Below are 19,378 nucleotides of genomic sequence, written 5' to 3'. Positions count from 1 at the left end.
GTCGCCGGCTGGGGGGGGGGCGGGCGGGGGGGGCCCGCGGCCTCGGATCCGGTGGTGGGCGCGGCGTCAGTCGCGCGCGGGCGCGGGCTCCACCGCGGGCGCGGAACCCGGGAGCGGGCGGCCCGCCGACTCCGACATGAACCAGACGGCCACACCGCCGATGACGGCCGCGGCCATCATGTAGTACGCGGGCATCATCATGTTCCCGGTCGCTCCGATGAGGGCGGTGACCACCAGCGGGGTGGTGCCGCCGAAGAGCGAGACGGAGATGTTGAAGCCGATGGAAAGCGAGCCGTAGCGGACCCGGGTCGGGAAGAGCGCCGGGAGCGCGGCCGGCATCGCGGCGGTGAAGCAGACCAGCAGCAGACCGAGGGCGCCCATGCCGAGGGCGATCGCGACCAGGCTGCCCTGGCGGATCAGCAGCAGCGCGGGGACGGACAGCGCGAGGAAGCCCACGCAGCCCGCGGCGATCACCGGGCGACGGCCGATCCGGTCGGTCAGCGCGCCGGCGAAGGGCTGCACGATCATCATCAGCGCCATCACACCGAGGACGACGAGCAGACCGTGCGTCTCGTCGTACTTGAGCTCGCTGGTCAGGTAGCTCGGCATGTAGGACAGCAGCATGTAGTCGGTGACGTTGAAGACGAGGACCAGACCCACGCACAGCAGCAGCGCGCGCCACTGGCCGGTGATCATCTCGCGCAGCGGCACCTTGGGGCGGTCGGCCTCGGCCTTGTCCAGCTCGGCGGTGAACGCCGGGGTCTCCTCCAGGCGCATCCGCAGGTAGAGGCCGATGATGCCCATCGGGCCGGCGATCAGGAACGGGATGCGCCAGCCCCAGGAGAGCAGGTCCTCCGTGGAGAGCAGCGCGGTCATGAGGGTCACCAGGCCCGCGCCGCCGATGTATCCGGCGAGGGTGCCGAACTCCAGCCAACTGCCGAAGAAGCCACGCTTCTTGTCGGGCGCGTACTCGGCGATGAACGTCGAGGCGCCCGCGTACTCGCCGCCGGTCGAGAAGCCCTGCACCAGACGGGCCGCGAGGAGCAGGATCGGGGCGCCGACGCCGATCGAGGCGTACGACGGGATCAGACCGATCGCGAACGTGCCCGCCGCCATCATGATCATCGTGACGGCGAGGACCTTCTGGCGGCCGATGCGGTCGCCGAGCGGGCCGAAGACCATGCCGCCGAGCGGGCGGACCAGGAAGGCCGCGGCGAACGCGCCGAAGGTCGACAGGAGCTGGGCGGTCGGGTTGCCGGAGGGGAAGAAGACCTTGCCCAGGGTCACCGCGATGTAGCTGTAGACACCGAAGTCGAACCATTCCATCGCGTTGCCGAGCGCTGCCGCCTTCACAGCGCGCTTGACCAGCGCGGGGTCGGTGACGGTGACCTCTGGGGAGGCCGGGCGGGCGGGGGCCTGGACGGATGTCGCGGGGGCTACCGGGGTCGCGGTGGGCAAGGGCCTTCCTTCCGCAGGGGACGGGGACGCGGCCCGCCCGGAGGCGGAGCCGAGGCCTGCCCGGGGGCAGGCCGAAAAGCGACCTTAGAGGCACTCGTCCGGATGACGTGGGGTGCGCGGCCGGTCGCCGAGCGTGGCTAAAGGGGGTGTATGCAGGCAGGACGCGGCGCTCCGGGGCGCCCGCCGGGCGCCCTGTCTGTGAGGTATGTCGCGGCCCCCGGACGGAACCGGCCTCTCGGACGACTATCGTCATTCGGACATAAGGGAGGCGGACGGCGGGTGGAGCGGGGGTCGCCCGTGTCCCTCGGCGGGGGCGCCGTGAGCCTCATAGGGTCCTGATAAGGACTGACGTATGCGGGCACACGGGACATGACGGAGCAGCGGGGGCGGGAGGGTCGACGAGGCGTGGCGAACGTGGAGCACGGCGGACGAGCGGGAGATGCCTTCGCGGCGGGAGCGCAGACGGCGAGAGCCCGGCTGCGCGCGCTCCGCGCCGGGCTCTGGGTGGTCGCCGCCCTCCTCGCCGCACGGCAGGTCGCCGCCGTCCTCGGCACCCCCAAGGCGGACCGGCTGACGGACCTGGAGACCTGGGTCGGACCCCACGGCGTGCTGCACGTGAAGGGCTCGCTGTACGACTCGACGCGGTTCACCGGCACCCCGTTCGGCGGACTCGTCCTCAAGCCCCTCACCCGGTCGGCCGAACAGGCCCTCGGCTGGGGCTGGACCTTCGGCACCCTCCTGCTGGTCGTCGCGCTCGGCCTGGTCGCCGCGCGCGCCCTGCCGCAGCCCGTCAGCCGTCGTACGTCCCTGCTCGCCGCGCCCGTGGCCATCAGCCTGCTGATGCTGTCGCTGCCCGTGCGCAACGCCCTCTACCTCGGCCAGACCAGCATCATCCCGGTCCTGCTCGTCCTCCTCGGCTGCTTCGCCGTCCGCGGAGAGCGGGCCTGCGGTGCCCTGATCGGTCTCGCGGCCGCCCTCCAGCCCACCCTGCTGCTCTTCGCCCCGCTGCTCTGGTTCACCGGCCGCCGCCGCGCCGCCTCCTCCACCGGCGTCACCTTCGCCGCCCTCACCGCGCTCGCCTGGGCGGCGATGCCCCACGACTCGAACACCTACTGGGTGCACCACCTGGCGGGCGTCGGACTCGGCCGGGCCGCCGACGATCTCGCCAACCAGTCCCTGCACGGCGCGCTGCTGCGCTTCGGTCTCACCGGCCCGCTGGAGATCGGGCTCTTCCTCGCCCTCGGCGGGGCCGTCGCCGTCCTCGGACTGCGCCGTGCGGTGTTCTACGCCCGCGACGGGCAGCTTCTCCTCGCCGTCGCCATCACCGGCTGCGTCGCCGTGGCCGTCTCGCCCACCACCTGGCAGTACCAGCTGCTGTGGGTGCTGCTCGCGGTCGTCGGCCGGGTGGGCAGGAAGACCTCGGACCGCTACATGTGGCCCGTCGCCGTCGTCCTGGTCATGACCCTGCCCGCGAAGATGATGCTGCCGAACATGGCGGCGCTCCGCCCGGTGCTCGACAACGTGGTGCTGATCGCCGCGCTGGCCGCCGCCACCCTCGTACCGTTCCTGTCCCGGACCTCCGCGTACTACCGGGCGCCGGTCCCCACCGAGTACGCCGAGCCCGTGCCCACCCGGTGGAAGCGGGTGCCGCTGCTGCCCTTGCCCGGCCGTGTCCTCGCCCGCCCGAACCTGCTGCTCGAACTGCTCCTGATCCGTGTCGGCTACTCCGCGTACCAGCAGGTCAGGCTCGCGGCGACCGGCGGCACCAACGCGGGGGGCCGGGCCACCGCCGAGCACCACGGCGACCAGATACTCGCCATCGAGCGGTTCCTGCGCATCGACATCGAGCACTGGGTCAACCACGCGGTGTTCAGGATCGGGTTCCTGCGCGACTTCTTCGACTTCTACTACGAGTCGTTCCACTTCTTCGTCCCGCTCGCCGTCCTCGGCGTGCTGTACGCGCGCCGCCCGGCCGACTACCGCTGGGCCCGCTCCGCCCTCGGCTTCGCCACCCTGCTCGCCCTCGTCGGCTTCTGGCTCTACCCGCTCGCCCCGCCGCGTCTGATGCCGGGCCTCGGCGTCATCGACACGGTGCACGGGGTGCAGGACTTCTCCAAGCCGGACTACGGCACGCTGACGGCGCTCACCAACCAGTACGCGGCGATGCCCTCGCTGCACTTCGGCTGGGCCCTGTGGTGCGGGCTCGTCATCGCGATCCTGGCGCCCAAGTGGTGGATGAAGGCGCTGGGCCTGCTGCACCCGTTCTTCACGCTCTCCGCGATCGTCGCGACCGGCAACCACTGGGTCCTGGACGCCGTGGGCGGCGCCGCCGTGGTCGCCGCGGGCTTCGGTCTGACCCACCTCCTCCAGGGCCCGCGGCCCCGGACCCTGATGAAACCGGTCGAGGTCGGCGACGAACGGCCGGTCCCGGTGACGGGCCGTATCCGGAGCTGATCCGGGCGCTCCCTCGCGTGCCGGGGGCCGCGGCGGCCGGCCGCGGGGGAGGCAGGGGCAGGGCGCGGGGGGATGCCCCTGCCTCCCGCGGGACGGGCCGGCGGATGCCGGGAGGCCGCCGGCCCGAGCGATGCGGCGCCCGCTACGCCTGCCGTACCTGGAGTTCCTTGACGCCGTTCAGCCAGGCGGAGCGGAGGCGGCGCGGGTCGCCGGAGAGCCGCAGGTCCGGCATCGCGTCGGCGATCGCGTTGAAGATCAGGTCGATCTCCAGGGTGGCCAGCGACTTGCCGAGGCAGAAGTGCGGGCCGCCGCCGCCGAATCCGAGATGCGGGTTCGGGTCCCGCGTGATGTCGAAGACCTCGGGATTCTCGAACACCTCGGGGTCGTGGTTGGCGGAGGAGTAGAAGATGCCGACGCGGTCGCCCTTGGCGATCCGCTGCCCGCCCAGCTCGGTGTCCTGGGTCGCGGTGCGCTGGAAGGCGACGACGGGGGTCGCCCAGCGGACGATCTCCTCGGCGGTGGTCCTCGGGCGCTCCCGCTTGTAGAGGTCCCACTGGTCGGGGTGGGTGAGCAGGGCGTGCATTCCGTGCGTGATGGCGTTGCGGGTGGTCTCGTTGCCGGCGACCGCCAGCAGCAGGACGAAGAAGCCGAACTCGTCGGAGGCGAGGTTCCCCTCGTCCTCCGCCGCCACCAGCGTGCTGACGATGTCCTTCGCCGGGCACTGCTTGCGGTCGGCGGCCATGTTCATCGCGTACGAGATCAGTTCGGTGGCCGAATCGGCGCCGATCTCCTCCGTGATCGCGTACTCCGGATCGTCGTAGGCCACCATCTTGTTGGACCAGTCGAAGATCTTGACGCGGTCCTCCTGCGGGACGCCGATCAGCTCGGCGATCGCCTGCAGCGGCAGTTCGCAGGCCACCTGGGTGACGAAGTCGAAGGCGCCGTCGGGGCCGGCCTGCGCGAGCGCGTTCGCGACGATGGAGCCGGCCCGGGCGCGCAGCGTGTCCTCCAGCGAGCGGATGGCGCGCGGGGTGAAGCCGCGCTGCACGATCTGGCGGACGCGGGTGTGCTCCGGCGGGTCCATGTTGAGCATGATGAGCCGCTGGACCTCGATCTGCTCCCGCTGGATGTGCTCGTTGAAGCGGATGACGGCCGTGTTGAGGAACGAGGAGAAGAGTTCGGGGTGCGTCGAGACGTACTTGACGTCCGCGTGCCGGGTGACGGCCCAGTAGCCGTCGTCCCCGAAGCCCGCGACGCCGTGCTGCTGGGGGATCCAGCGGACCGGTTCGGCCAGCCGCAGCTCGGCGAACTCCGGGAGGGGGACGCGGTGGTGCAGTACGTCGGGGTCGGTGAAATCGAACCCGTCGGGCAGCGCTGGACAGGGCATCGGCAACTCCAGGTCTCGCGCATACGGTGGTGACGGCCCGTTCCTTCGGTGAGTTCTGACGGTCCATCAGGAACAGGGAATCGCCGTGAAGGTAGTAACGGGTTCTACAAGTGGCAAGAGGTGCGGGGCTCCCAATTCCGTGCGGGATTCGTGCAGATCACGACTTCGGGAGCTGCACGACCCTTGCGGCGCGGGGGGTCCGCTCAGCAAACTGCACGCAGAACTGGTACGCGTTCTAGTTCTGCGCGGTGGGTGGGCCGGGACGCCCCGCGCTGCGCGGGTCAGCTGGGCCTGGCCGCCGGGCAGGCCTGAGGAGAGGACGAGCCCCCATGGCCGCGGAACCCGTGATCGTCGAAGCCGTACGGACGCCCATCGGCAAGCGCGGTGGCGCGCTCGCCAATCTGCATCCCGCCTATCTCCTGGGCGAGACCTACCGTGAACTCCTCGGCCGCACCGGTATCCACGCCGACTGCGTCGAGCAGATCGTCGGCGGCACGGTGACGCACGCCGGCGAGCAGTCGATGAACCCCGCGCGCACGGCGTGGCTGGCCATGGGGCTGCCCTACGAGACGGCCGCGACGACCGTCGACTGCCAGTGCGGCTCCTCGCAGCAGGCCTCGCACATGGTCGCCAACATGATCGCGGCGGGTGTCATCGACGTCGGCATCTCCTGCGGGGTGGAGGCGATGTCACGGGTGCCGCTCGGGTCCGGCTCCAAGCACGGTCCGGGCAAGCCGTTCCCCGACGAGTGGAACGTCGATCTGCCGAACCAGTTCGAGGCGGCCGAGCGGATCGCGCGGCACCGCGGGCTGACGCGCGAGAACGTCGACTCCCTCGGGCTGATCTCGCAGGAGCGGGCCGCGATCGCGTGGTCGGAGGAGCGGTTCAAGCGGGAGACGTTCGCCGTGCAGGTGCCCACCACCGAGGAGGAGCAGGCGGCCGGGCAGGGCATGTGGCGGCTCGTCGACCGGGACGAGGGGCTGCGTGACACGTCGATGGAGGCGCTGGGGCGGCTGAAGCCGGTGATGCCGACCGCCGTGCACACGGCCGGCAACTCGTCGCAGATCTCCGACGGCGCGGCGGCGATCCTGTGGGCGTCCAAGCGGATGGCGCGGGCGCTGAAGCTGCGGCCCCGGGCGCGGATCGTGGCGCAGGCGCTGGTGGGGTCCGATCCGCACTTCCACCTGGACGGGCCGATCGACGCGACGCGGGCCGTGCTGGGCAAGGCCGGGATGTCCCTGAAGGACATCGACCTGGTCGAGATCAACGAGGCCTTCGCGTCCGTGGTGCTGAGCTGGGCGCAGGTCTTCGAGCAGGACCTGTCGAAGGTGAACGTGAACGGGGGCGGGATCGCGCTGGGGCACCCGGTGGGCGCCACGGGGGCCCGGCTCATCGCCACGGCCCTGCACGAGCTGGAGCGCCAGGACAAGGAGTTCGCGCTGGTGACGATGTGCGCGGGTGGAGGGCTGGCGACGGGGACGATCCTCCAGCGGCTGTAGGCGCCGTCCGGTGGGGGATCTCGGCCGGGACCTCGGCCCCTCCGGTGTCCGGGGAGCGGGGTCCGGGGCGGAGTCCCCAGGTTCGGGACGGGCGGGCGCAGGGGGCGAAAGAGGCCCCGGGCATGCGGAAGGCGGCGGCCCCGGGGATCGGGGGTCGCCGCCTGCTTGTGGGCCGGCTCAGTACCAGCCGTTGGCCTGCCAGAAGTTCCACGCGCCGGCCGGGCTGCCGTAGCGGGACTTCATGTAGTCGAGACCCCACTTGATCTGGGTCTTGGGGTTGGTCTTCCAGTCGGAGCCGGCAGACGCCATCTTCGAGCCGGGCAGGGCCTGGACCAGGCCGTACGCGCCGGAGGAGGAGTTGGTCGCGCTGGGGTTCCAGCCGCTCTCGTGCTCGACGATCTTGCTGAAGGCGTTGTACTGACCGGAGTCCGGGATCATCTTGTGCGCGATCGTCTTCGCGGAGGAGGCGCTGGTCGGCGTGGCGGCCTGGGCGGGCGCCGCGGCCAGGACCATGCCGGCGGTGGCAGCGGCCACGGCGGCACCGGCGAGGGCCTTCTTCGGGGAGGAGACGGCACGGCGGATGACGGAGACGGACACGGAGAACCTTTTTCCTCGGGGACATGAGGCCGCTCGCATGCCGTCACCACGTGAAGCGGTGGGGCGTACGTCGGCGCCGCGACCCGGGTGGGCCGTCGGCGCCTGGCGACTGCTCCAGAGAAACAGGCTCGACGGCTGTCCGCAATGACCCTTTTTACTAGTCGTGGTCGCATCCGCGGTGAAAGTCCCCTGTGTGACCTGGCTCTCAAACCCCAGGTCAGGGCCGGTTTCGACGCGTCCATGCCATGAGGTGAGGCTACGAGGCGGCTTCGTAGGTGACCTAAGTCCTGTGGGCCGCCTCACTCCGCGCGTGACGGAGGGTGCGCGGGTCCCCACGAGGTGTCCCGCACCGGTGTGACGTGGGTCGCGGATCAGTGGGGGTCGAACGTGACGGGGCTCTCGAAGGCGGCCCGGCGGGTGGCCCGGCGCAGCGCCTTCAGGAGGGTCGCGCCGAGCGTCAGGGTCAGCACGACGGTGACGACCGCGCGGCCCAGGTCCCAGCCGAGGGACGTGGCCAGGCAGTAGGCCAGGAACCGCGAGAGGTTCGCTGGCAGGGCGGCGTGCGGGTCGAAGGCGACGTTCGAGGCCAGCGCGTCCATGAAGGGCCAGCCGGACAGGTTCATGACGGTGCCGTACGCGAAGGCGGCCAGGAACCCGTACCCGGCGAGCATCAGCAGCTCCCCGCGGCCGCGCAGCCGGTCGGGTCCCGGCAGCAGACCCGCCCCCATCGTGAACCACCCCATGGCCAGCATCTGGAACGGCATCCAGGGCCCCACCCCGCCCGTGAGCAGGGCGGAGGCGAACATCGTCACGGAGCCGAGCACGAACCCGAAGCCCGGCCCGAGCACCCGCCCGCTCAACACCATCAGGAAGAACATCGGCTCGATGCCCGCGGTCCCCGCCCCCACCGGGCGCAGCGCGGCGCCGGTCGCGGCCAGCACGCCGAGCATGGCGACCGCCTTCGGGCCGAGCCCCGACTCGGAGATCGTCGCCGCGACGACCGCGACCAGCAGGACCAGCAGCCCCGCGAACAGCCAGGGGGCGTCCTGGGCGTGCGCGCCGACCCGCGAACCCGGTCCCGCGAGGAGCGGCCAGCCGAACCCGGCGACTCCGGTCGCGCTGACCAGGGCCAGGGCGGCGACGGAGCGCGGGCCGAGGCGGACGGCTCTGGCCTGCGGCTGCACGGGCGGGGCGGTGGTCCCGGCCGTTTCCGGGGTGCTCATGCGAGGGCCTTCGCGACCTGGGCGACAGTGAGCCACGGCTCGGGCGCCAGGATCTTGGCGACCTGCGGGGCGAAGGACGGCGACGCGACGACCACCTCGGCCGTCGGCCCGTCGGCGACGACCTCGCCGTCCGCGAGGATCACCACGCGATGGGCCAGGTCCGCCGCGAGTTCCACGTCGTGGGTGGCCAGCACGATGGCGTGCCCCTCGGCGGCCAGCCCGCGCAGCACGGCCACCAGCCGGGCCTTCGCCGCGTAGTCCAGGCCGCGGGTCGGCTCGTCGAGCAGCAGCAGCGGGGGCCGGGCCGTCAGGACCACGGCCAGCGCCAGGGCCAGCCGCTGACCCTCGGACAGATCGCGGGGGTGCGTGTCGTCCGCGATGTCCGGCAGCAGCTCCGACACCAGCGCCCGGCAGCTCCCTGCCGTGGCCCCGGCGTCCTCGTCGGCCGCCGCGCACTCGGCGGCCACCGTGTCCGCGTAGAGCAGGTCCCTCGGCTCCTGGGGTACGAGTCCCACGCGGCGTACGAGATCACGGGGCGCCGTGCGGTGCGGCACCGCGCCGCCGACCCGTACGGACCCCGCCGCCGGTTCGACCAGCCCGACCAGCGCCCCGAGCAGCGTCGACTTCCCGGCACCGTTGCGGCCCATCAGCGCGATCGTCTCGCCGGGGCCGGCGGTGAGGTCCACCCGGCGCAGCGCCTCCACGCGTCCGCGCCGGACGGCCAGCGAGCGGACGACGGCCACCCCGGCCGGGTCGGACGAGGCGGGAGCGGGGTCGGTGTCGGGGGTGCGCCTGCCGAGGAGGCGGGCGCGCAGGGAGCGGGAGGGAGCCGCCGGTGCGGCGGCCGCCGGGTGCCCCGTCGGGCCGTGCGGTGCCGTGATTCCCGTCGGCGCTGCGGCGCCGGGGGACTGCCGCGTCCCGCGGACTGCCGCCAGGCGCTCGCGCAGGGGTTCCGCCCGGCGGCGGGCGTCGCGGACGGTCAGGGGGAGCGGGGACCAGCCGGCCAGCCGGCCCAGCTCCACCACCGGCGGGCGGACCGGGGAGACGGCCATGATCTCCGCCGGCGTGCCCAGCGTCAGGGGTGCTCCGGGCGCGGGGAGGAGGGCGAGCCGGTCGGCGTACTGGACGACGCGCTCCAGGCGGTGCTCGGCCATCAGGACCGTCGTGCCGAGGTCGTGGACGAGGCGCTGGAGGACGGCGAGGACCTCCTCCGCGGCGGCCGGGTCCAGCGCCGAGGTGGGCTCGTCGAGGACCAGCACCCGGGGGTGCGGGGTCAGCACCGAGCCGATCGCGACGCGCTGGCGCTGGCCGCCGGACAGGGTGGCGATCGGACGGTCCCGGAGGTCCGTCAGGGAGAGCAGGTCGAGGGTCTCCTCGACGCGGCGCCGCATCACCGCAGGCGCGAGGCCGAGCGACTCCATGCCGTAGGCGAGTTCGTCCTCCACCGTGTCCGTCACGAAGTGGGACAGCGGGTCCTGGCCCACCGTGCCCACCACGTCGGCGAGTTCACGCGGCCGGTGGGTGCGGGTGTCCCGTCCCGCCACGGTGACCCGGCCGCGCAGCGTTCCGCCCGTGAAGTGCGGGACCAGTCCGCTCACCGCGCCGAGCACCGTCGACTTGCCGACCCCGGACGGGCCGACGAGCAGCACGAGTTCACCCTCCGGGACGTCGAGATCCACTCCCCGGACGGCGGGTCCGGCCGCGCCGGCGTACGTCACGGAGACGTCCTCGAAGCGGATCATGAGGGCTCCTCCGGTGACGGGGTTCGCTGGGGGGACGGGGCCGCGAAGGCGGGAAGCAGGCCCAGCAGGACCGCCGCCGCGGGCCCGAGCGGCAGGGCGGGAGCGACCAGCGGGACGACACCGGGGCGCAGGGCGGCGGGGTCGCCCGACGCGGCCACGATCATCAGGGCCGCCACGGCCACGCCCGATCCGGCGACCAGCCAGGCCCGCACCCCCCACGGGTCGGGCCGGTAGCGGGTGCGCAGGGAACGCCGGCCGCCCAGCCACAGGCCGCCGAGCGCCGCGGCGAGCCCGGCCAGCAGCACCGGCAGCCCGTACGTGCCGCCCTCGGCGGTCAGCAGCCCGTAGGTGCCCGCGCAGACGCCGAGCAGCCCGCCCAGGGTGAGGGCGCCGGTGGTGCGGCGGACGGCGGGCGGGACCTGTGCCGTCCGTCCGTAGCCGCGCGCGTCCATGGCGGCCGCCAGCGCGACCGAACGCTCCAACGCGCCCTCGAGGACCGGCAGTCCGACGTGCAGCAGACCGCGCAGCCCCCGGTCGGGACGTCCCCGGAGCCGGCGTGCGGCGCGCAGCCGCTGGGCGTCGGCGATCAGATGCGGTGCGAAGGTCAGCGCGACGACCACCGCGACACCCGCCTCGTACAGCGCCCCCGGGAGCGACTTGAGCAGCCGCGCCGGGTTCGCGAGGGCGTTCGCCGCGCCGACGCAGACGAGCAGGGTGGCCAGCTTCAGGCCGTCGTACAGCGCGAAGACCACACCCTCGGCGGTGACCCGGCCGCCGATGCGGATGCCCTGCGCCCAGTGCGGCAGCGGGAGTTCGGGGAGGGTGACGATCACGTGCGTGCCCGGGATGGGCGAGCCGAGGATCACCGCGAAGGCCAGCCGGATGAGCAGGACCGCGCCGGCCAGTTTCACGAAGGCGGCGTAGGAACGGGCCCAGGGCGCGTCGCTGCGGTGGGTGGCCACCACATAGCCCGCGACGGCGATGAGGAGGGCGAGGAGCAGGGGGTTGGTGGTGCGGGAGGCCGCGGTGCCGAGGCCCAGGGCCCAGATCCACCAGGCACCGGGGTGCAGGGCGCCCGCGCGGTTCGACCACGGCGCCCGGGCAGGGGATCCGGGGTGCCCGGCCGGTCCGCCCTCGGTTTCCCGGCCCTGTTCCGGCAGGCCGGAGACCCGACGCCCCGCGGGACGGCGCAGGCGGCCGTGGTCCGTGGTCGCGGCGGTGGGATGTGCACGGTCGCCGGTGTTCATGGCCGGTGCTCAGCTCCTGCGGCGGCGGGCCTGCCGGACGGCCGCCGCGCCGAGCGCCGCCACCGCGGCCACGCCGGCCCACAGGCCGACCGAAGGACCGTGACCGGACGGCTCGGCGGCGCCCGGACGGGCGGACGCGGTGGGCCGGGACGCCGAGACCTGGTCGCCGCAGCCCGTGCGCGGATATCCGGAGATCGCGCACAGCAGGGCGTTGGTGTCGTAGCGCAGCGGCTTGGCGACCGAGGCCAGCGCCTCCGCGGTGGTCGCGTCGGGGGCGACGCGGGCACAGACGGTGCGCGCGGCGGGCGGGCGCTCGCCGGACGGCGCGTCCGCGGCCGTACCGGAGTCGATGACCAGCGCCACGCGCTTCTTGCCCCGCTCGGCGGCGGTGCCGGCGCAGATCGTGGCGAACTCCCGCTCCCCGCGCGGCTGCACGGCGTGCCGGGAGTCCTCGCTCACGGCGAAGCGGAAGCCCTCGACGTCACCGTCGGACGGCCGCGCGGTCGACGGGCCCTGGGTCGCGTACGTCCACTTCCCGCCGGCCAGGTCCCAGAAGGACCAGTAGCGGTAGCCGACCGCCCGGGCCTGCCCCGCGCCGCCGAGGACGAGGAGCAGGAGGGCGAGTGCGAGCGCCAGGGCCGGCGCGGTCGTCCGACGGACGGTCACAGCTGCCGGTTCTTGTTGCGGGCGCTGATCAGGAAGCCGATGCCGATACCGGCGACCAGGCCGACACCGACGATCCACCACACGCCGAGCCCGCCGCCGTCGTCCTTCTTCTCGTCGTCCTTCTTCTCGCTCGGCGTGGCCGAGGCGCCCGCCGTGCTCGGCGCCGGGCCCGTCGCGTTCAGCTTCGCGACCAGGTCCTGGCCGCCGAAGTCACGCGGGTCGGTGCCGGCGCTGTGCGCGGCGAAGATCAGCTGCGCGTACGCGGCGGGGCCGGACTTGGCGGCCCAGGCGGCGGAGTTCTTCTCCAGCCAGGCGAGCGGCTTCTTCGTGTCCTTCGTCGCGCCGATGGCCGACAGGGCCACGACCGCGTCGGCCGTGTTGCCGTAGTCGGGCTGGTCATCGGCACCGGGGAGCGCGGACGTCAGGTACGAGGTCTTCGCCATCGCCCCGGCGAGGTAGTTGGCGCCGTTCCCCGCCGCGTCCGCCATGTCGGGGGTGTCGGCGACGACGCACCCGGTGAGGGCGAACGCGTTCCCGGTCTGCGCCACGAAGCCCTGGCCCATGCCGGCCGTCACACCCGCCGCGGTCGCGTCCGCGTTCGCCGCGAGCCCGCCCTTCTTGTCGGGCTGGTAGGCGAACGCGCCGTCACCCTTCCCCTTGCACGGCAGGGACAGCTTCAGCAGCGCGTCGTAGGGGGACTTGCCGTCCTTGGAGACACTCTGGGGCTTCTTGCCGACCGCGTGCAGCGCGCCGATCACGACGGACGTCGAGTTGGTGTCGCTGGGCCCGCCGGCCATGTAGCCCCAGCCGCCGTCCTTGTTCTGCGCGGACTTCAGCCAGGTCACGGCCCGGCCCGCGGCGTCGTCGTGCCCGCCGAGCGCGGCGAGCGCCTGGACGGCGGCGGCGGTGCTGTTGGTGTCGACCTGCGTCTTGGCGTCGCACGCGGCGGAGGCGTCCGCGCGGAACGCGGCGAACGCGCCGTTCGAGCACTGCTGCCCGGTCAGCCAGTCCACGGCCTTCGCGGCGGGCCGGACACCGACGGTGTGCTGGGCGAGCAGCGCGAGGGACTGGCGCCACACCCCGTCGTACGTCGGGTCGGCGGAGCCGTAGAGGCCGGAGGGCGTCGCCGTCGACGGCGAGGGGGAGGAGTCCGCCGCGAGGGCGGCCGGTGCGAGCACCGCTCCGATCGCGGTGGTGGCGGCCAGTACCGCGGCGGTGCGGCGAACGAACATGACTCTCCCTGCGGGGAGCCGGGCAGCACCGGGCGCGAAACGCTCTCCCGGGCGGCTCCGGCTCCGTATCCCTCGACGGTGCCGGCCGTCGGCGGGCTGCCGAGGGCACGAGCCGGTCACATCCCGGGCGAGGCGATCCGGCTCACCGCCGAAGCGGCTCACGGTTGCGGGTCAGCGCCGGATTTGCACCGGCTTCTCCTCGTACGGGTGTGATGACGACGGGCTCACTCTACCGGCCGTACGAACGGACCTTCGTGCCGCCTGTGCGCCCGCCCGGGGTGGGGCTAGGTTCGGGCCATGCGGACGGGGAGACTGATCGGTTCGGGGCGTTCGGCGGACGTCTACGAGATCGACGAGGCGTGGGTGCTGCGCCGGGAGCGTGGCGACTGGGGCGACGCGACCGCCGAGGCCGCCGTCATGCGGCACGTCCAGGAGCACGGCTATCCGGTGCCCGGCGTGCGGGCCGCGACCCGCGCCGATCTGGTGATGGAGCGGCTGCCGGGGCCGACCATGCTGGAGGCGTTCGGGCAGGGGCTGCTCTCGGCCTCCGAGGCGGGTCTCGTCCTGGCCCGGCTGCTGCGCCGGCTGCACGCCGTGCCCGCGCGCCTCTCCGCCGATCCCGCCGTCCGTGTCCTGCACCTGGATCTGCATCCGGACAACGTGATGCTGACCCCGGACGGCCCCAAGGTCATCGACTGGGCCAACGCCGAGGAGGGGCCGCCCGGCCTCGACTGGGCCATGTCCGCGGTGATCCTCGCCCAGGTCGCGGTGGGCGGCGGGCCGATCGGCGACGTGGCGGGCGAGACGCTGGACGCCCTGCTCGACGCGAACGAGGACCAGGTGACGGACACCGCTCTGGCCGAGGCGCTGCGGCGGCGGGCGGCCAACCCGACGATGAGTGAACGCGAGGTCGAGTTGCTCGGGGACGCCGAGGAACTGATCCGGGTGGTGCTCGGCGGGCACTGAACGGGCGGCTGCCTCACCGGACCGGGGGCGGTCCCCCCCCCCGCCGCGCGGCGACGCGGGCGGCAGGAGGCACTGCCCGCGGGCCGCACGAGCCCGGACTCATCCGGCCGTCGCACGCCAGAAGTCGCGCATCAGGGGGGTGGGCGCCGGGCCCGTCATGCCGGTCTGGGTGAGGAGCAGGGCGACCGTGCCGGTGGACGGGACGAGGTGGCCGGTCGTGCCGGTGCCGCCCACCCAGCCGTAGCGGCCGGGGACGTTCCACGGCTCGGTCGGGGCGATGTCGACCTGGGCGCCGTAGCCCCAGCCCTGGCCCTCCAGGAACAGTGCGCCGATGTCGCGCTGGGCCCGGGTGAGGTGGTTGGTGGTCATCCGGCGTACGGAGTCGGCGGACAGCAGGGAGCGGCCGTCCACCGTGCCGCCGGCGAGCAGCATCCGGGCGAAGGCCAGCCAGTCGTCCGCCGTGGAGGCCAGGCCGCCGGCGCCGGAGGGGAAGGCCGGCAGGGCGCTCCACTCACCGTCGGAGCCGTCGGCCAGGGTGAGGCCGCCCTCCTCGTCGGGCCGGTAGTAGCTGGTGAAGCGGGCGCGCCGGGCCGCCGGCACCTCGAACGCGGTGTCCTTCATGCCGAGCGGCTCCAGGACCCGCTCCGAGAGGAACTCCGGCAGCGGACGGTCCGCGACCCGGGAGACCAGCACCCCCTGAAGGTCGGAGCAGGTGTTGTACAGCCAGGCCTCGCCCGGCTGGTAGAGCAGCGGAACCCGCGCGAGGTCCGCGAGCCACGTGTCGGGCGACGGGAGGGCGTCGGGCTTGCGGCCGTCCGGCTGGACCGTGAACAGCGCCCGCACCTGCGGCAGCGTGAAGTCGGAGGGGAAGCCCCAGCCGGCCCGGGAGGAGAGCAGGTCGGCGACGGTGATCGGCCGCCGCGCCGGGACCACGTCGTCGACCGGGGAGGCGGGCGTCCGGACGACCGCGGGCTTCGCCAGCTCGGGCAGCCACGCGTCGACCGGGTCGTCCAGGGCGATGGTGCCGTCGTCGACCAGCATCATCACGGCGGCGGCGACCACCGGTTTGCCGATGGAGGCGATCCGGAAGATCGAGTCCCGGGCCATCGGGGCACTGCCCTCGACGTCCAGCGACCCGACGGCCTCGACGTCGACCCGGTCGCCGCGTGCCACCAGGGCCACCGCTCCCGGCACCGTGCCGTCGTCGACGTATCCCTGGAGCAGGTCGCGCAGGCTGTTCATCGATTCGCACCTTCCGTACCGGTCCCTGGTTCCGTCCTCTGTCGGTACTGAGACTGCCGGGCCGCGGGGGAATCATCGGTCCGGCACGCGCCGGTGAGGCGGAGGGGCCGACGGGACCGGGGCACGGTGGGCCCGGGCGGAGCGTCGGGGCCACCCGTTCCGTCGATGGTGTCCGTCCGGTGGAGAGCCGACCGCATCGCGCCCGAAGATGCCCGGAACCGGTCTCGGTGTGCGGCCTTTCTGTCCGAGTGCGCGGAGCGGGACACCGGGCGCGTGTCCTGTGGTCACACTGGTGCGCGTGTCCGACAAGACGACGGGTGGGCGGCCCGGCAACCTGACCCCGCAGACGCGGAGCTTCGTCGGCCGGAGCGAGGAACTCGGCCTGCTGGAAGCGGAGCTGGACCCGGGGATCGGGATCGACCGGCTGGTCAGCCTGGTCGGTGCCGGCGGAGTCGGCAAGACCGGGCTCGCCCTGCGGGCGGCGGGCCGGGCCGAGCACCACTATCCGGACGGTGTCTGGCTGGTGGAGCTGTCGCCGCTGCACACCGCCGGCCTGGTCGGCCTCGCGGTCGTGGAGGCGCTGGGCCTCTCCGACCGGTCCACCCGGCCCGTCCCCGAGATCCTCGCCGCATGGGCCGCGGGGAAACGGCTGTTGCTGGTCCTCGACTCCTGCGAGCACGTCCTCGCGGACTGCGTGTCCTTCGCCGAGGCGCTGCTGCCCCTGCTGCCGGGCCTGCGCGTCCTCGTCACCAGCCGTGAACCGCTCGGCCTGCCCGGCGAACGCGTCCTGCGGCTGGATCCCCTGCCGGTCGCCGACGACGCGGTGGCGCTGTTCGCCGACCGCGCGGCCGACGCAGGCCGCACCCTCGACGCCGCCGACCGCCCCGCCGTGGAGGCCGTCTGCCGACGCCTCGACGGCATTCCGCTCGCCCTCGAACTCGCCGCCGCCCGGCTCGTGGACCTCACCCTGGACCAGTTGTGCGCTCTGCTCGGCGAGCGGCTGCCGTCCCGGCTCGACCTGCTCGCCGCCCGCGACGGCGACGGACCGCCCCGCCACCAGACCCTGCGCACGGCCATCGGCTGGAGCCACGAACTGTGCGCCCCGCTGGAACGACTGCTCTGGGCCCGGCTGTCGGTGTTCGCCGGCGGCTTCGGCGCGCGGGACGCCGAGGACGTCTGCGCCGGTGGCCCGCTGCCCGCCGGGCGCATCCCCGGACTGCTCGCCCGGCTCGTCGAGCAGTCCATCGTGCGCCGCCGGACCGACGACCCCTCCCGCTACCGACTCCTGGACACCGTGCGGGAGTTCGGCGCCGACTGGCTGCGCGCGCTGGGCGAGGAGCACACCGTACGGATGCGGCACCGGGACCACTTCCGGCGGCTGGCCCGCGAGGGCTGCGCCGAGTGGAACACCGGACGCCAGGCGGCCTGGTGCGAGCGCACCCTCACCGAGCACGCCAACTTCCGCGCGGCCGTGGACTGCGCGCTCACCGAGCCCGACGGACCGGTCGCCCTGCAGATGGCGGCCGACGTCGCCTTCCTGTGGCGGCACTGCGGCGCGCTGCGCGACGCCCAGCACTGTCTCGATCTCGTGCTGGCCGCCGACGCGCCCGCCGGGCCCGACCGCACCCGCGCCGCGTGGACGCGGGGCGCGGTCGCGCTGCTCCAGGGGGATCTGGAGGCCGCCGCCAACTGGGCGGTGCGCTGCGCCGACGCGGCGAACGCGCAGGGCGACCCGGTGGCGGTGGTGGCAGCCGTGTACCTCAAGGGAGGCCAACTCGCCCTGAGCGGGCGGTTGTCCGAGGCGGTAGAGGTGCTGGACGCGGCCCCCCGGCTGCCGGTGCGGCGGGACGCGCTCGGGGCCGCGCAGCTCCAGGTCCGGGTGGCGCTCGCCTTCGCGCACCTGCTGCGCGGCGACGACGAGCGGGCGCGGGCGGTCGCCGAGGAGGTGCGCGCGGCGAGCCGGGCGTGCGGGGAGTCGTGGGCGGGGGCCTTCGCCGACGGCGTCGTGGCCCAGGCCGACCTGGTCCGCGGCGATGTCGCCGCCGCCGTCGTGAACGCCCGCACCGCCCTGGCCGGGCACGCCCTGCTGCACAACACCGTGGGCGCGGCCATGGCCCTGGACGTGCTCGCCGCCGGGGTCGTCGCGGCGGGCGACGGCCGGCGCGCGGCCCGCCTCCTCGGCATCGGCGAACGCGTGTGGGAGCTGACCGGGCGCGCCCAGATGGACTCGCCGGACCTGATCGCCACCCGCCGCTCGCACGAGCTCCGCGTCCGCGCCGAGATCGGCGACCGGGCCTACGAGCAGGCGTACGCGCGGGGGCGCGCCATGCCGTACGAGGAGGGCTTGGACTTCGCGGCGCACGGCGGGTGAGGACCGCGCCGCCGGAGCTGCCGCCGGAGCCGCGTACGGGCAGGGGGCGAGGCGGCGGGCGGGCGGGGACTCGGGGCTGTGGGCGCCGGGGCGCTAGGTCGCCGCGTACGTCACCGGATCGGTGCCCGCCACCGCTTCGGCCCGGCCCAGTTTCACCAGGCGCCGTACATGCGCCTCGGCCTCCGAGACGGCGATGTTCCGTGACCCGTACGGAATGTCGGCCCAGGGCCGGTTCCACTCCATGCGCTCGGCGATCTGCCAGGCGGTGAGCGGGGTGGCGAGGAGGGTCAGCAGACCGGTGAGGCGCTCCTCGTGGTGGCTGAGCAGCTCGGCGACGCGGGCGGGCGCGTCGGTGAACACGTGCTGGTGGGCCGGGAGCACCTCGGCGGGGCCGAGCCGGCCGACGCGCTCCAGGGAGTCGAGGTAGTCGCCGAGCGGGTCGGCGATCTCCGCGAGGCCCTCGTCCCCGTCGGCGTACGGGGGGCGGCCGTGGGTGTCGGGGTCCTCGTACAGGCCGATGTGCGGGGTGATCCTCGGGAGCAGGTGGTCGCCGGAGAACAGACGGCCGTTGCCCGCCAGCCGGGCGGGGTGTTCCTCCTCCAGGTGGAGGCAGACGTGGCCCGGGGTGTGGCCGGGGGTCCAGACCGCGCGCAGCCGGCGGCCGGGCAGCGGGAGGAACTCGCCGGGGACGATCTCGCGGTCGGGCAGCGCGGGGGAGAAACCCGGCAGTGTGCTGGGGCGGCGCAGGGAGGTGCCCGCCTCACGCAGGGGGGCGATGTGGTCCTCCGGGGCGCCGGACGCCTCCAGTTTGGCGACCATGTAGGCGAACCAGCGCTCGGGGCGGTTCTCCCGGGTGCGCCGGACGATCGCGGTGTCGGCCGCGTGCATCGCGATCCAGGCGCCGGACGCCTCGCGGACGCGGCCGGACAGTCCGTGGTGGTCGGGGTGGTGGTGGGTGATGACGACGCCGTGGATCTCCTCGACGGAGGTGCCGCAGGCCGTCAGTCCTTCGGCGAGGGTGTCCCAGGACGCGGGGTCGTCCCAGCCCGTGTCGACGAGCACCGGTCCCGCGTCGGAGTCGAGCAGGTAGACGAGCGTGTGACCGAGGGGGTTGTCGGGGATGGGGACGCGGATCGACCGTACGCCCCCGCCGTGATCGCTCACCTGCGCCATGCGCTCCCACCCATCGCCGAGTTGCGGACACTATAACTAGAACGGGTTCCAATGGGAGCCCAAGTCGACTGTCCTGTACGTGGTGTTCGCCGGTCGGGTCCGCGCCGTGGACTCATGTGAC

At 73.9% G+C, this 19,378-nt stretch carries 14 protein-coding genes and 1 riboswitch; of the genes, 4 read left to right on the top strand and 10 right to left on the bottom strand.

Annotation, left to right across the window (positions count from 1 at the left end; translation table 11 throughout):
• Positions 1-66: 66 nt before the first annotated feature.
• On the bottom strand, positions 67-1,458 hold the full coding sequence (gene proP / locus ABZT74_RS08760; protein ID WP_355877225.1) for a glycine betaine/L-proline transporter ProP: 1,392 nt from the start codon (positions 1,456-1,458) through the stop codon (positions 67-69).
• A gap of 405 nt (positions 1,459-1,863) precedes the next feature.
• Between proP and ABZT74_RS08755 the strand changes: the two genes are divergently transcribed.
• Positions 1,864-3,912, top strand: coding sequence for a bifunctional glycosyltransferase 87/phosphatase PAP2 family protein (locus ABZT74_RS08755; protein ID WP_356433817.1), 2,049 nt, complete (start codon positions 1,864-1,866; stop codon positions 3,910-3,912).
• 142 nt (positions 3,913-4,054) lie between these two features.
• Here the strand turns inward: ABZT74_RS08755 and ABZT74_RS08750 are convergent, their stop codons facing one another.
• Positions 4,055-5,299 (bottom strand): cytochrome P450, encoded by a 1,245-nt coding sequence (locus ABZT74_RS08750; RefSeq protein WP_355877231.1) that lies wholly within the window; start codon positions 5,297-5,299, stop codon positions 4,055-4,057.
• A 329-nt stretch (positions 5,300-5,628) separates the two neighbouring features.
• On the opposite strand from ABZT74_RS08750, the gene ABZT74_RS08745 reads away from it, so the two are divergent.
• A complete protein-coding gene (locus ABZT74_RS08745) occupies positions 5,629-6,798 on the top strand; it encodes a steroid 3-ketoacyl-CoA thiolase (protein ID WP_355877234.1) in 1,170 nt (389 codons plus the stop codon).
• 177 nt (positions 6,799-6,975) lie between these two features.
• Here the strand turns inward: ABZT74_RS08745 and ABZT74_RS08740 are convergent, their stop codons facing one another.
• The 6 genes from ABZT74_RS08740 to ABZT74_RS08715 all read right to left on the bottom strand — a co-directional run bounded on the left by ABZT74_RS08740 (position 6,976) and on the right by ABZT74_RS08715 (position 13,505).
• Positions 6,976-7,395, bottom strand: coding sequence for a transglycosylase SLT domain-containing protein (locus ABZT74_RS08740; RefSeq protein ID WP_356166095.1), 420 nt, complete (start codon positions 7,393-7,395; stop codon positions 6,976-6,978).
• A 371-nt stretch (positions 7,396-7,766) separates the two neighbouring features.
• On the bottom strand, positions 7,767-8,618 hold the full coding sequence (locus ABZT74_RS08735) for an ECF transporter S component (RefSeq protein ID WP_356433816.1): 852 nt from the start codon (positions 8,616-8,618) through the stop codon (positions 7,767-7,769).
• Complete coding sequence (locus ABZT74_RS08730) at positions 8,615-10,360, bottom strand: ATP-binding cassette domain-containing protein (protein WP_356433815.1); 1,746 nt, start codon at positions 10,358-10,360, stop codon at positions 8,615-8,617. The genes ABZT74_RS08735 and ABZT74_RS08730 overlap by 4 nt, the downstream gene beginning before the upstream one ends.
• Positions 10,357-11,607, bottom strand: a complete 1,251-nt coding sequence (locus tag ABZT74_RS08725) for an energy-coupling factor transporter transmembrane component T (protein ID WP_356433814.1) — start codon at positions 11,605-11,607, stop codon at positions 10,357-10,359. The genes ABZT74_RS08730 and ABZT74_RS08725 overlap by 4 nt, the downstream gene beginning before the upstream one ends.
• 9 nt (positions 11,608-11,616) lie before the next feature.
• Positions 11,617-12,273: an SCO2322 family protein gene (locus ABZT74_RS08720; RefSeq protein ID WP_356433813.1), complete on the bottom strand. Its 657-nt coding sequence runs from the start codon at positions 12,271-12,273 to the stop codon at positions 11,617-11,619.
• Positions 12,270-13,505, bottom strand: coding sequence for a prenyltransferase/squalene oxidase repeat-containing protein (locus ABZT74_RS08715; protein ID WP_356433812.1), 1,236 nt, complete (start codon positions 13,503-13,505; stop codon positions 12,270-12,272). Before ABZT74_RS08715 ends, ABZT74_RS08720 begins: the two co-directional genes overlap by 4 nt.
• 134 nt (positions 13,506-13,639) lie before the next feature.
• Positions 13,640-13,703, bottom strand: a riboswitch (cobalamin riboswitch).
• Positions 13,704-13,802: 99 nt separating this feature from the next.
• Here ABZT74_RS08715 and ABZT74_RS08710 point away from each other — a divergent pair.
• Entirely contained in the window at positions 13,803-14,471 is a 669-nt protein-coding gene (locus ABZT74_RS08710; RefSeq protein ID WP_355877254.1) for a phosphotransferase, read from the top strand.
• Between the two features lie 99 nt (positions 14,472-14,570).
• Here ABZT74_RS08710 and ABZT74_RS08705 read toward each other — a convergent pair whose 3' ends face one another.
• A complete protein-coding gene (locus tag ABZT74_RS08705; protein ID WP_356433811.1) occupies positions 14,571-15,713 on the bottom strand; it encodes a serine hydrolase domain-containing protein in 1,143 nt (380 codons plus the stop codon).
• Positions 15,714-16,011: 298 nt separating this feature from the next.
• Between ABZT74_RS08705 and ABZT74_RS08700 the strand changes: the two genes are divergently transcribed.
• Complete coding sequence (locus ABZT74_RS08700) at positions 16,012-18,084, top strand: hypothetical protein (protein ID WP_356433810.1); 2,073 nt, start codon at positions 16,012-16,014, stop codon at positions 18,082-18,084.
• Positions 18,085-18,177: 93 nt separating this feature from the next.
• Here ABZT74_RS08700 and ABZT74_RS08695 read toward each other — a convergent pair whose 3' ends face one another.
• Positions 18,178-19,257 (bottom strand): MBL fold metallo-hydrolase, encoded by a 1,080-nt coding sequence (locus ABZT74_RS08695; RefSeq protein WP_356433809.1) that lies wholly within the window; start codon positions 19,255-19,257, stop codon positions 18,178-18,180.
• Positions 19,258-19,378 lie beyond the last annotated feature (121 nt).

The sequence above is a fragment of the Streptomyces sp. NPDC005302 genome (genome assembly GCF_040607345.1).
GTDB lineage: Bacteria > Actinomycetota > Actinomycetes > Streptomycetales > Streptomycetaceae > Streptomyces.
The sequence above is the reverse complement of the archived record's forward strand: the minus strand, read 5'-3'. Positions and strand labels throughout refer to the sequence as shown.